Source organism: Stenotrophomonas sp. STEN083 (genome assembly GCF_056759195.1).
Map to the genome: position 1 here is coordinate 1 of NZ_JBRRCU010000097.1, position 12620 is coordinate 12620.

At 63.7% G+C, this 12620-nt stretch carries 9 protein-coding genes; 2 read left to right on the plus strand and 7 right to left on the minus strand.

Annotation, left to right across the window (positions count from 1 at the left end):
• Window positions 1-141: 141 nt before the first annotated feature.
• On the minus strand, window positions 142-1806 hold the full coding sequence (gene rhlB, locus ACVOK8_RS18475; RefSeq protein ID WP_481568102.1) for an ATP-dependent RNA helicase RhlB: 1665 nt from the start codon (window positions 1804-1806) through the stop codon (window positions 142-144).
• A gap of 196 nt (window positions 1807-2002) precedes the next feature.
• Between rhlB and trxA the strand changes: the two genes are divergently transcribed.
• Entirely contained in the window at window positions 2003-2332 is a 330-nt protein-coding gene (trxA, locus tag ACVOK8_RS18480; protein WP_057628040.1) for a thioredoxin TrxA, read from the plus strand.
• Window positions 2333-2588: 256 nt separating this feature from the next.
• On the plus strand, window positions 2589-4355 hold the full coding sequence (gene rho, locus ACVOK8_RS18485) for a transcription termination factor Rho (protein ID WP_481568103.1): 1767 nt from the start codon (window positions 2589-2591) through the stop codon (window positions 4353-4355).
• Between the two features lie 169 nt (window positions 4356-4524).
• On the opposite strand, the gene ACVOK8_RS18490 is transcribed toward rho, so the two are convergent.
• From ACVOK8_RS18490 to ACVOK8_RS18515, 6 genes are all read right to left on the minus strand, one after another.
• Window positions 4525-5406 (minus strand): energy transducer TonB, encoded by an 882-nt coding sequence (locus ACVOK8_RS18490; protein ID WP_481568104.1) that lies wholly within the window; start codon window positions 5404-5406, stop codon window positions 4525-4527.
• 60 nt (window positions 5407-5466) lie between these two features.
• Entirely contained in the window at window positions 5467-7197 is a 1731-nt protein-coding gene (gene aceK, locus ACVOK8_RS18495) for a bifunctional isocitrate dehydrogenase kinase/phosphatase (RefSeq protein WP_481568105.1), read from the minus strand.
• A gap of 322 nt (window positions 7198-7519) precedes the next feature.
• The gene (locus ACVOK8_RS18500) at window positions 7520-7936 is read right to left on the minus strand and encodes a roadblock/LC7 domain-containing protein (RefSeq protein WP_481568106.1); all 417 of its coding nucleotides are present in this window, start codon (window positions 7934-7936) and stop codon (window positions 7520-7522) included.
• On the minus strand, window positions 7929-8477 hold the full coding sequence (locus tag ACVOK8_RS18505; RefSeq protein ID WP_481568107.1) for a GTP-binding protein: 549 nt from the start codon (window positions 8475-8477) through the stop codon (window positions 7929-7931). The genes ACVOK8_RS18500 and ACVOK8_RS18505 overlap by 8 nt, the downstream gene beginning before the upstream one ends.
• Window positions 8474-9442, minus strand: coding sequence for a hypothetical protein (locus ACVOK8_RS18510; RefSeq protein ID WP_481568108.1), 969 nt, complete (start codon window positions 9440-9442; stop codon window positions 8474-8476). Before ACVOK8_RS18510 ends, ACVOK8_RS18505 begins: the two co-directional genes overlap by 4 nt.
• A 249-nt stretch (window positions 9443-9691) precedes the next feature.
• Window positions 9692-11923, minus strand: a complete 2232-nt coding sequence (locus ACVOK8_RS18515; RefSeq protein ID WP_481568109.1) for an NADP-dependent isocitrate dehydrogenase — start codon at window positions 11921-11923, stop codon at window positions 9692-9694.
• Window positions 11924-12620: the final 697 nt, after the last annotated feature.

The following is a 12620-nucleotide window of genomic DNA, read 5'->3' on the forward strand; positions in this document are numbered from 1 at the left end:
GCCGGGCCGCCGGGTCGGGGCGTCGACTTGGGTTTTGATGGGCCGGGAGGCCCGCCTGCCCTCTTGGGCGGGGAACTACTTTTGCGGCATTGCTGGTAAAGCCTCTGCCGAGCATGGCTCGGCACTACAGGCTCGTGGCTATCAGCTGCCGGATAACATCCGGCGGATCTTGCGGCCCAGACGGGTCAGGAACGAATCGCTGTCGTTGCCAGCACGCATAGGCTTGGCCTGTACCTGCACTGGGCCGTTGCTGTTGGCCACTGCCGGTGCGGCACCTTCGGCACCCTCGACCGGGCGACCGTGACGACGACGACGGCGCTTGCGCGGTGCGCGCTCGCCTTCCACTGCCGGGCTGTTGGCGGCATTCGGCGCGCCTTCGGCGGCCGGACGCGCCGGCTTCGGCGTGGCTTCGGCGTTGGCCGGGGCGCCTTCGACGCGCGGCTTGCGCGGCGGACGCGGCTTGCCATCGGCGCTGCGCTCGCCACGGCGCTCACCAGGCTTGCTGCCAGTACGACCACCGCCACGACGGGCCTCGTCAGCAGCCTTCTGCTCGCGGGCTTCGCGGAAGATGGCGCCAACGCTTTCACCTTCTTCGCCTTCCGGCAGCGGCGCACGTTCGGGACGCGGCAGCGCGGTCATCAGTTCGGTGGTGACGGCTTCGACCGGGATCTTCTGCTCGATGTAGGCCTCGATGTCCGGCAGGCTCATCGCATAGCGTTCGCAGGCGAAGCTGATCGCATCGCCTTCTTCGCCCAGGCGCGCAGTACGGCCGATACGGTGCACGTAGTCTTCGGCGTCGAACGGCAGGTCGTAGTTGTAGACGTACTTGATGCCGTCGATGTGCAGGCCGCGCGCGGCCACATCGGTCGCCACCAGGATTTCCAGCTGGCCCTTCTGGAAGCGGTTGAGCAGGCTCTCACGCTTCTTCTGCGGCACGTCGCCGGACAGCACGCCAACGCGGTAGCCGGCACGCTCCAGCGCGCGCGCAACGCGCTCGACGAACACCTTGGTGTTGACGAACACCATGGTGCGCGCGCCTTCGCTGCGCGACAGCAGGCCGATCAGCAACGGCAGCTTTTCTTCGTCAGCCGGGAAGTAGATGCGCTGGCGGACGCGGTCAGCGGTGATGCTTTCGGTCTCCACCACCAGCTTCTGCGGCTCGTTCATGTGCTCGTAGGCCAGCTCCAGCACGCGGTGGCTGAGGGTGGCGCTGAACAGCAGGGTCTGGCGCGTGGTGCGCTCCGGCATGCGCCGCAGCAGGAAACGGATGTCCTTGATGAAGCCCAGGTCGAACATGCGGTCAGCTTCGTCCAGCACGCAGATTTCGCAGGCGTGCAGCGACACCACCTTGTGCTGCTTGACGTAGTCGATCAGGCGACCGGGGGTGGCGATGATCACGTCCACGCCCTGCTGCAGCAGCTCGCGCTGCTTGTCGTAGTCCACGCCACCGTAGACCAGCGCGAAGCGCAGGCCGGTGTCGGCGGCGAACTTCATCGCGTCCTTGTGGATCTGGATGGCCAGCTCGCGGGTCGGCGCCAGGATCAGCGCGCGCGGATCTTCCGGCTTGCGGTCAGCCAGCGCAGGACGGGTCAGCAGGCGGTTGGCGACGGCGACCAGGAAGGCCAGCGTCTTGCCGGTGCCGGTCTGGGCCTGGCCGGCGACGTCGCCGCCCGGCAGGGCCACCGGCAGGGTGAGTGCCTGAATGGGGGTGCAGCGGGTGAAACCCGCGCCTTCTAGGCCTGCCAGCAGCGAAGGCTGCAGGTCGAAGGAGGAAAATGTCACGTCGGTTAGCGGTTTGTCGCTCATTGGTTTCGTCTTTGTAGTGCCAGCCGGTCAGTGTGGCCGGGCAGCTTGCATCGATTCGGGCACCGTCGCACACTGCGGCCCCTGCGCCGGGTCGCGCGACACCTGGGCCCTGCCCACTGTCCGCGCAATGCCCCAGTTTACCGCAATGCGACGGCCAACCCGGCATGGGCAGTCGCATTGCACCAGGAGACTCCAAGTGAGCGATAAGGTTTTACACGTCGGCGACGCCGACTTCGACAGCGCCGTCCTGCAATCGAGCGAACCGGTCCTGGTGGATTTCTGGGCTGAATGGTGCGGCCCGTGCAAGATGATTTCCCCGGTTCTGGACGAATTGGCTGATGCCTATGACGGCAAGCTGAAGATCGCCAAGGTCAATGTGGACGAGAACCGCGCCACCGCGATCAAGTACCACGTGCGCTCGATCCCGATGCTGCTGCTGTTCAAGGATGGCCAGATCCAGGCCACCCAGATCGGCGCAGTCGGCAAGGGCCAGCTGAGCCAGATGATCGACAAGGCGCTGGTCTGATCAAGCAAGGCCCGGCGGCGTACTGCCGCCGGCCATGGGGCCGCCATAGCGCGGCCCGCCGGATCTATTTGGCCGCCATACCGCGGCCCAACAGGGTTTTGCAGGTGCTTGCGCCGCCACGTTTGGCGGTGTTAGTGTCGCTATATCCGGCAGCATTCGCGTGCCGCACCCTCTGGACGGGTTCTCGTCCGGACCATTCCAACCAATTCGCAGCCCCGCAGGGCGCTCGCACATCCAAGCGAGAGGAATCAAGCACTTGTCCGAGAACACTCCTTCCGAAACCGGGAGCACTGATGCTCCTGTCGAGAAGCGCGTGCGCAAGCCGCGTGTTGCCAAAGCAGTTGAAAGCGCCGACAGCGGAGCTTCTGCCCCCGCCCAGCCAGCCCTGCCATTGCCAGCTGCTCCGGCCGCTCCGGCGCCGGTAGCCGCCGCGCCCGCACCTGCCCCGGTTGCTCCGCCTCCCGCGCCTGCCGCGCCGGCGCCCAGCAATGAAGGCCAGGCCCCGGCCGCAGCCTCCAGCGGCGACAACGCCGCGCAAGGTGGTCAGGACGGTGGCGATGGCAACAACCAGCAGCGCTACGGTCAGAACAACCAGCAGGGCCAGGGTCAAAGCCAAGGTCAGGGCAACCGCCGCGACCGTTTCCGCAACCGTCGCGACCGTGACCGCAATCGTCCGCGTGACGACAACGGCATGGGCAACGACGGCGGCAATGACAATTTCGTCCCGCGCTCGATGCCGAGCGTGCCGGAAGGCTTCCCGGTCTATTCGCTCAGCGACCTGAAGCGGATGCCAGCACAGAAGCTGCTGGAAATCGCCGAACAGCTGCAGATCTCCGAAGGCGTCGCCCGTGCCCGCAAGCAGGACGTGATCTTCGCCCTGCTCAAGGTGCTGACCCGCCATGGCGACGGCGTTGCCGCCGACGGCGTGCTGGAAATCCTGCCGGACGGCTTCGGCTTCCTGCGTGCGGCCGAAGCCAGCTACCTGGCCGGCCCGGACGATACCTACATCTCGCCCAGCCAGATCCGCCGCTTCAACCTGCGCACCGGCGACCACCTGTCCGGCCGCATCCGCTTCCCGAAGGACGGCGAGCGCTACTTCGCGCTGTCGATCGTGGACACCATCAACGGTGAGCCGATCGAAGCCTCGAAGAACAAGGTGCTGTTCGAAAACCTGACCCCGCTGTTCCCGCGCAAGCGCTTCACGCTTGAACGCGGCAACGGCTCCTCGGAAGACATCACCGGTCGTATCCTCGACCTGATGGCACCGCAGGGCAAGGGCCAGCGCGCCCTGATCGTCTCGCCGCCCAAGGCCGGTAAGACGATGATGATGCAGCAGATCGCCACGGCCATCACCACCAACCACCCGGAAGTGCACATGATCGTGCTGCTGGTGGATGAGCGCCCGGAAGAAGTGACCGAAATGCAGCGCACAGTGCGCGGCGAAGTGGTCTCCTCGACCTTCGACGAGCCGGCCGCGCGCCACGTGCAGGTTGCCGAAATGGTGATCGAGCGCGCCAAGCGCCTGGTCGAGCACAAGAAGGACGTGGTGATCCTGCTCGACTCGATCACCCGTCTGGCCCGCGCCTACAACAACGTCGTACCGAGCTCCGGCAAGGTGCTGACCGGTGGTGTGGACGCCAACGCCCTGCACCGCCCGAAGCGTTTCTTCGGTGCTGCACGTAACGTTGAAGAAGGCGGCTCGCTGACCATCATCGCCACCGCGCTGGTTGAAACCGGCTCGAAGATGGACGAAGTGATCTACGAAGAATTCAAGGGCACCGGCAACAGCGAAGTGCATTTGAACCGTCGCATCACCGAGAAGCGCGTGTACCCGGCGATCGACATCAACCGTTCCGGCACCCGCCGCGAAGACCTGTTGATCGAACCGGAGCTGCTGCAGAAGATCTGGATCCTGCGCAAGCTGCTGCACCCGATGGACGAAATCGCCGCGATGGAGTTCCTGTTGGACAAGATGAAGAACACCAAGTCCAACGACGAGTTCTTCGGTTCGATGAAGCGCTGATTCCGGTTGGAGTTCGCTGCAGGCAAAAACCCCGCGCAAGCGGGGTTTTTGTTGTGTATTGATTGGGCGCTTCACGGCGCCCACTCCACCTGTAGAGCCGAGTCATGCTCGGCTGGGGCACTACCGATGACGCCCCTGCCGAGCATGGCTCGGCACTAGAACTTGCGCCTCAGCTACCCTGCAACGGGGTCAGAAGGTGCGGCCCCCTGTTGTCGACCAGGTTGACGCTGCCATCAACCAGCGCGTCCGGCGAGAAACCAAGCTGCTCCTGGTCTTCGCGCCACGGTGCACGCTCTCGCGGACCCGGCACATAACTCACCCAGCGCGCCTGCTCCTGGCCCTCGGCGCCCCCATTGTCCAGCGAATAACTGACCGGCACGCGCACGTTCCAGAATGGCTGCGCCGCCGCGGGACCTTGCGTCGGAACCCGGAAGGTCCACTGTCTGGCCCCGGCCAGAGCGCTCTTGGCCAGCAGCTCGCGGGCACGTCGCTGATCGTTCTCCCTGCTGAGGAAGGTAAGGTTCACCTGCTCGGCAAAAGCATCCTCGACCTTGCCGTCCCTGCCGACCTTGACCAGCAGGTAGACACTGCCGGAAACCCCGGCACGGAAGGCTTGCTCTGGATAGCGCGGCGGCTTCAGCGAGATACGCGCGATGTTCTCCGGATCGTCGGCATCGAACCGCGTGAAATTGATGCCACGCAGGCTGATTTCATAGCGATCACCTTCCACCTTGCGGGCGATGACGCGCAGGCTCATCGGTGCCAGCGCGCGGACTGCGACGCCATCCCGGAGCACAGGCTCGAAACGCCAATTCAAACCCGCATCGCGCACCATGCTCACCACCCCGGGAGGCAGCTTGTCCTCTTTGTCCAGCTGCACTGCAGATACCGACCCGTCGGTTTCGATGCTGACTTCGCCACGGACCACCAAACTGCTTTCAATCCGCTCGCGTACTGCCGCGATACCGCCACTACTCTCTGCCTTGGCAATCACCGGCATCGTAGTCATAAGCACAGCGCCAAACGCCATGGCCGCAAACATCTGTCGCATCGCACTTCTCCTTGTGTCCGGAAAGCGGATTAAAGCGCAGCCAGTTGAGCGCGACAAGCCTCACGCCAGTCGCAGCGCGCGCGGGTACGGCGGGGTATCCGGGTACCGTCCTTGCCGGAATCCGGCCTGTAAACCCTGCCACCAGCCCGGATCAAACAACTCACCAAACTTCTCCTGCACCACATCCAGCGACGACCGCGGTAAACCCATGAACAGTCCGAAACGCTCCGGGAAGACGTCGTTGGGCGCGACATGGAACCACGGTTCGGCCGCCATCGCCTCCTCCTCGCTACGCGGCTGTGGCCATGGCCGGAAGTTACATTCGGTAACCAGGCACAATTCGTCGTAGTCGTAGAACACCGCACGACCATGCCGCGACACACCAAAGTTTTTCAACAGCATGTCGCCAGGGAAAATGTTGTTGCAGGCCATGTCGCGGATCGCCTGCGCGTAGTCCAGCGCGGCAGCGCGCGCCGCCTCTATACCCTGCTCGCGCAAGTAGAGATTCAACGGCCGGAACCGACGCTGCACATAACACAGCGCAATCTCCACTTCGTTGTCATCGATGCGCACGCTCTGGCTGCACTCATTCACCAGCTCCTGCAACAAGGCCGGCGCGAAACGCTGGCGCGGGAAGCGCAGATGGCGATACGGCTGTGCATCCAATAGACGACCGATGCGATCCAGGTTGAACACCAGCGCGTACTTGTCCTCCACGTCCTGCCGGCTCATGGTCTTGGGCCAGGCAAAGCGGTCGCGGATCAACTTGAATACCAGCGGGTAGCTGGGCAGGGTGAACACCGTCATCACCATGCCCGGTGTGCCATCAGCATGCACCAGCTGCTCGTTGCCGTGCTGCTGGAAGTGGCTGAAGAAGGTGCGATAGCGCTCGGTCTTGCCCTGCTTGGCCCGGCCCAGCACCGTATAGATCTCATCGACCGGCTTGCCCGGCAGGATACTGCGCAGGAACACCACCGCATCGGCCACTGTTGGCAGATCGGCCTGGAAGTAGCTGCGTGATACACCAAACAGATGCGCCACATCGCGACGGCGACTCAGTACCGCCTCCACCCGGATGCCGCTGCCGTCGTTCACCAGCGCAATTACACAGGGTGAGAACCGATGCTCGCCGAACACGCGCCCCACCAGGTAGGCGCGGCGCTCGCGGTAGAACACCGTCTGCAACAACTCGATCGCGCGGACCGGGTACGGCCCCCAATGCGAGAGATCATCCTGCAGCCGCACCGCGATGGCCGCCGCACAACGCAGCTGGTGCACGTACGGCAGGTCGAACGCATAGTCTGCCAACAAGCGTGAGAACGCTTCAGCTGGGCGCGCCTCAGACACCGCATAAACATGCCGCGCGACCGGATGGGTGATGGCGTCGGAGGGCTCGATGTCCAGCGCCATGAACTCGATGCGGTCATCCACACCGTGGGTGGCAAACAGGCGGCGGGTGAGCGTGTTGTAGAAGGTCTTGTAGAGCTCGCCATCGATGCGGCCTTCGATCAACGCAGCGAAGCGTTGTTTGACCTGCTGCCACAACAGCTGCAACTCGCTACTGCCTTGCAGCAGCTGATCCAACTGCGCGCGGCATCGCGCGACACAGACGTCATACAGCTCAATGCGTTCTACCGCATCGGCTTTGGCGGCAGCCCAATCACGGCGCTGGAAGCGCTCGTGGGCACGCCGGCTGATCTGGGCGAAGTCGCGGTGGTAACCCTCAAAACCCTGCGCGATACAGCTGGCGATGCTGGCGGCCAAAGCGCTGTTTGTAGCCAACTCGGTCATGAGGGCATGACCTGACGTTGCCGAGGTGCTGGGTCAATGCAGGTACGGGGCAATCGCATGGGGAGAACACCGGGGAGTTGCGCTGACCATACGCCACTGGCTGCTGTTCGGGACAGGTCTGGGCACGGGCTGCTCGTGGAGTGCGGGTCTTGCGCCAAAAGCACCCCTCCCCAACCCTCCCCTTTGCTACGCAAAAGGGAGGGAGCGAAGCAGGCGCTCGCGCACTGTTGGCTTTGGCTTTGTCCGTTGGGTTTGGCCTTTGGCTTTGGCTTTGGCTTTGGCTTCGGCTTCGGCTCCAATGCAGCCGCAGCTAGCGCCGCCCTCACCCCGCGGACAACTCCGCCTGAATCTTGCGCCCACACTCGCGCGCACTCCAAAGCACATGGCCGATCACACTGCGCTGGCCGCAGGCGGCCATCAGCAACAACGAGCCACGCGGCAGCTGGATCGATTGCATCAGTACCTTGCCTTCGCTGGCCTCCAGCATCAGCACGTCCATCGTGCCCAAGGCCAACTCGCGGCCAACCGCCGAGGCCAGCGCCAGCATGGCACTGGTCATGGCCGCCAGCCGCTCGCCGCTGGAGGTCTCCGTGGCCGCCTGTGCCAGGACGAAACCGTCAATGCTGGCAACCACAGCGGCACGTACGCCATCCACCGAACTGGTGAACTCCTGCAGCCGTTGATCTATTGCAGCGACTTCCCAGTCTTCCAGCAGCGCAATCGCCTTGGCCTCAGTCATGAGCACCCACCAAGGCAGCGGCTTCGACTTCACCCATCAGTACATCCATCAGCAGCATCACCGCATCCTCCGAGCGTGCGTCGAACGGCACCAGTGGCAACGGTCTGCCGGCAGTCTTCTGTGCCTGCAGCAGGCAGGCGTCGAGGTCCACTTCCGGCACAAGGTCAAATTTGGATACGCCAATCACTGCAGGAACCGTCGCGGCGTGTTCGCGCAACGCCAGCAGGTAACGCTCCATTTCCTGCGCCACGTCAGGGCTGGAGGCGTCAGCCAGGATCACCACGCCGCGTGCACCCTGCAGCAGCACCGGCCAGATGAAGGAGAATCGCTCCTGCCCCGGTGTACCGTACAGGCGCAGCCGATCGCCATTGGGCAGACTCACGTCGGCATAGTCCATCGCCACCGTGGTTGCCAGTTTGGAGGAGCTGGCATCGGTGTTGAGTACGTCTGTATCAATCACGGTGCCGCCCGCTACAGCGCGCACCAGCGTCGACTTCCCTGCCCCCATGGCGCCCAGAATCACTACCTTGTGTTCGATCATGCATGGGTCCCTGTACGTTGACGGACGCTGCGCCACATCCGTGCCAGCAATGCGCTGGCACCAACCTTGGTCGGCGCAGGCGGTGCCGCAACGGCGGGCTCTGGCACCTGCACCCTGGCATAGCCACACAGGTAGGCCGAGCGCATGAAGGCCCGGGTCGCATTGTTGTCCAGCTCCAGCAGCTCGGTGCACTCGGCAAGGGTGCAAGGCTTCTTCAGCAGCAGCGAGCACAGCCTGAAGCCATCGTGTTGATGGGCGAGCACGCGGAAGTCCGGCCAGCGCAGCAGACTTACCCTTGCGTTCTGCTGCAGGCGTCGATCGAAGTCGGTCCAGTTGTCGCCGTACTGCGCCATCTGCCAGAGCAGCGGCCGCAACGGTTGCCGCGACAGGTTTTCCGCCAAGGCCTGGAAGCGCGCCAGCGACAGCTCCTGCAGGGCAAGCAGCTCGAATACGTCACCCAACTGCTGGGCCAGGCTTGGCCCCTGCATTGGATGTACATAGAGCGGCACCATCTGGTCGTGTTCAAAATCAATCAGTAGTTGCGGCTGCCCCTGCAGTGTCAGCACTGCGCGGCCCTGCTTTTCCTGCAAGCGCTGCCGCAGCAGGCGGGTGACCTGTTTGGCGCCGCTGGCCAGATACAAGCCATCAGTGGTAGCCGGTGCAGGAGGCGGTGCCAGCGCATGCCGGATTTGCTTTTTATCCAGATGCAGCTCGCCGCTGCTGCGGCCATCGTGTACTGCACCGGCATCATCGTGCAGCCATAGCCGCATCGCCGGCCGTTTGCTGGCCATGTGCTGGGCGGCACTGCGCAGCGCCGGGGTGTCGCGGACCAGCAGCAGATCACACTGGTCAAGATCGACACAGCGTTGCAGGCCCTCCGGCGGTAACCCTGCAATCTCCCTCAATCGCCCGAGGAGCGTCTGCTCCTCCCGGGTGTCCGAGCCCACTACCAGCACCCTGGTCATGCCTCTTCCCCTTTTTGACGCGCTCGCGTCATGCGATTCCCTGCGTGTCGGATGAGGCTATTCCAGAAGCTGCATGTGAAAGGGTGATTGATCCCACACTTCGATTTTTCAGTGACGCTTTCAGCACACGACCTTGGTCGTATCTACACGCAGTCATCACGCAAAAACAAGAAAGCCTGCGTTCGTGAGAACGCAGGCTTTCAATGTGTAACGACAGCTACAACACGCCGCTACTGCTCTTACGATTGATCAGCCCTTGAGGCTGGCGATCGCAGCATTGAGCGTGGCACTCGGACGCATCGCCGGGCCGGCCTTGGCCAGATCAGGTCGGTAGTAGCCGCCGATGTCCACGGCCTTGCCCTGCACTGCTGCCAGCTCGTCGACGATCTTCTGCTCGTTGCTGGTCAGTACCTCAGCCAGTGGTGCGAACTTTGCCTTCAGCGCGGCATCGTCATTCTGCTCGGCCAGCGCCTGCGCCCAGTACATGGCCAGGTAGAAGTGGCTGCCGCGGTTGTCGATACCACCAAGCTTGCGCGAGGGCGACTTGTCGTTGTCCAGGAACTTGCCATTGGCAGCGTCCAGGGCATTGGCCAGTACAGCCGCGCCCTTGTTGTCGTAACGCTGGCCCAGGTGCTCCAGCGAAGCGGCAAGCGCCAGGAACTCACCCAGCGAATCCCAACGCAGGTAATCCTCTTCGACGAACTGCTGCACGTGCTTGGGTGCCGAACCACCAGCGCCGGTTTCGAACAGACCGCCACCGGCCATCAGCGGCACGATCGACAGCATCTTGGCGCTGGTGCCCAGTTCCAGGATCGGGAACAGGTCGGTGAGGTAATCACGCAGCACGTTGCCGGTCACCGAGATGGTGTCCTCGCCCTTGCGGATGCGCTCCAGCGACACCGCGGTGGCTTCTTCCGGCGACAGGATGCGGATGTCCAGGCCGTTGGTGTCGTGGTCCTTCAGATACTTTTCGACCTTGGCGATGACCTGCCCATCGTGGGCGCGCTTGGCATCCAGCCAGAACAGCGCCGGGGTGTTGCTCAGGCGGGCGCGGCTGACCGCCAGCTTCACCCAGTCCTGGATCGGCGCGTCCTTGGTCTGACACATGCGCCAGATGTCACCGGCCTCCACGGCGTGTTCAAACACCACGTTGCCGGCTTCGTCGGTAACCTTGACCACGCCATCGGCAGCGATCTGGAAGGTCTTGTCGTGCGAGCCGTATTCCTCGGCCTTCTGCGCCATCAGGCCGACGTTCGGCACCGAGCCCATGGTGGCCGGATTGAACGCGCCGTGCGCCTTGCAGTCTTCGATAACGGCCTGGTACACGCCGGCGTAGCAACGGTCCGGGATGACGGCCTTGGTGTCCTGCAGCTTGCCTTCGGCATTCCACATCTTGCCGGAGTCACGGATCATCGCCGGCATCGAGGCGTCGACGATCACGTCCGACGGCACGTGCAGGTTGGTGATGCCCTTGTCCGAGTTGACCATGGCCACGGCCGGACGCTTGGCGTACTCGGCGGCGATGTCGGCCTTGATCGCTTCCTGCTCGGCTTCTGGCAGCTGCGACAGGCGCGCGTACAGGTCACCGATACCGTTGTTGGAATCGAAACCAATCTGGGCGAGGCTGGCAGCGTACTTGACCAGCACGTCCTTGTAGAACTCATCGACCACGACGCCGAACATGATCGGGTCGGAGACCTTCATCATGGTCGCCTTCAGGTGCAGCGAGAACAGCACGCCCTGCTCCTTGGCATCGGCAATCTGTGCGTCAACGAAGGCGGCCAGCGCCTTGCGGCTCATCACCGAGGCGTCGACGATCTCGCCGGCCTTGACCGCGGTCTTGGCCTTCAGCACAACGGTGTTGCCGTCGTTCTGCACCAGTTCGATCTTCAGGCTGCCGGCGTTGGCGACGGTAGCCGACTTCTCACTGCCGTAGAAGTCACCGCCGTCCATGTGCGCGACGTGCGACTTGGAGTCGGCAGTCCAGGCGCCCATGCGGTGCGGGTGCTTGCGGGCGTAGTTCTTCACCGACAACGGTGCGCGGCGATCGGAATTGCCTTCGCGCAGCACCGGGTTGACCGCGCTGCCCTTGATCTTGTCGTAGCGCGCCTGGATGTCGCGCGACACGTCGTCGGTCGGCGCATCCGGATAGTTCGGCAGGATGAAACCCTGGTCCTGCAGTTCCTTGATCGCGGCCTTGAGCTGCGGCACCGAAGCCGACACGTTCGGCAGCTTGATGATGTTGGCTTCCGGCTTGGTCGCCAGCTCGCCCAGTTCGGCCAGATCATCGCTGATCTTCTGCTCGTCCTTCAGGAAATCCGGGAACTGCGACAGGATGCGGCCGGACAGCGAGATATCGCGGGTTTCGACGGCTATGCCGGCGGTCGCGGTAAAGGCATCGACGATGGGCAGCAGCGACTGCGTGGCCAGGAACGGAGCTTCGTCGGTGAGCGTGTAGATGATCTTCGGCGTATTCGACATGGGGGCAAAAACTCTCTTGCTGACGGATGCGGTGCGTGGAATGGCAGCGGCGATTGGGCAGGCGCACGGTCATCCAGTGGACCGGCGCGCAATCCCTCTCCGGCTGCCGAGTGGGAAACCCTTGCATTGTCGCGTTTTCAGCCGGTACGGGCAAAAAAAACCATACGCGGAAGTAGGGTCAACCCGGCATCCCGCCACTGCAATCGCGCGCAACCCTTGTGCTGTCTTGGATCGCGCCCTGGCAGGGCGCGCTGGTCTCAGCTGCAACCGTTGTCGGTGTCACCAGAACCGACTGGACAGTGCGCAGAACGTGGGCCTGCGTAGACAATATCGCGGTGCTATCCGGCGCTCGCCAAGCAGGAGCTGCCCTTTGGTTTGGATGAAGAGCGACGCCTCGCCAGGCACAGGGTAGCCCGGGTAAGCACAGCGCACCCGGCGCTGTTGGCATGCAATCAGCGATTACATCGGTTACCAGGGTCCCGGGTGCGCTGCGCTTACCCGGGCTACGGTGACTGTCCGAAGACGGGCATCGGATGCCGGGCGACCTAAATGTTCCCATGGGCAACATTGAAGCCTGCGGATTGTTTGTGGGAGCGGGGTGCGCCCCCCCGCGGGGTGTGGGGCGAGCCCGGGAATAGAGCGGGGGGGGTGGTAGGGGGGGGGGGGGCGCCGACAATGAGCCCATTAGGGTGGTGGG

What these genes read in the sequence shown, in the direction of transcription:
- rhlB (WP_481568102.1), bottom strand. Translation starts at nt 1,806, where the DNA reads ATGAGCGACAAACCGCTAACCGACGTGACATTTTCCTCCTTCGACCTG.
- ACVOK8_RS18490 (WP_481568104.1), bottom strand. Translation starts at nt 5,406, where the DNA reads ATGCGACAGATGTTTGCGGCCATGGCGTTTGGCGCTGTGCTTATGACT.
- aceK (WP_481568105.1), bottom strand. Translation starts at nt 7,197, where the DNA reads ATGACCGAGTTGGCTACAAACAGCGCTTTGGCCGCCAGCATCGCCAGC.
- ACVOK8_RS18500 (WP_481568106.1), bottom strand. Translation starts at nt 7,936, where the DNA reads ATGACTGAGGCCAAGGCGATTGCGCTGCTGGAAGACTGGGAAGTCGCT.
- ACVOK8_RS18505 (WP_481568107.1), bottom strand. Translation starts at nt 8,477, where the DNA reads ATGATCGAACACAAGGTAGTGATTCTGGGCGCCATGGGGGCAGGGAAG.
- ACVOK8_RS18510 (WP_481568108.1), bottom strand. Translation starts at nt 9,442, where the DNA reads ATGACCAGGGTGCTGGTAGTGGGCTCGGACACCCGGGAGGAGCAGACG.
- ACVOK8_RS18515 (WP_481568109.1), bottom strand. Translation starts at nt 11,923, where the DNA reads ATGTCGAATACGCCGAAGATCATCTACACGCTCACCGACGAAGCTCCG.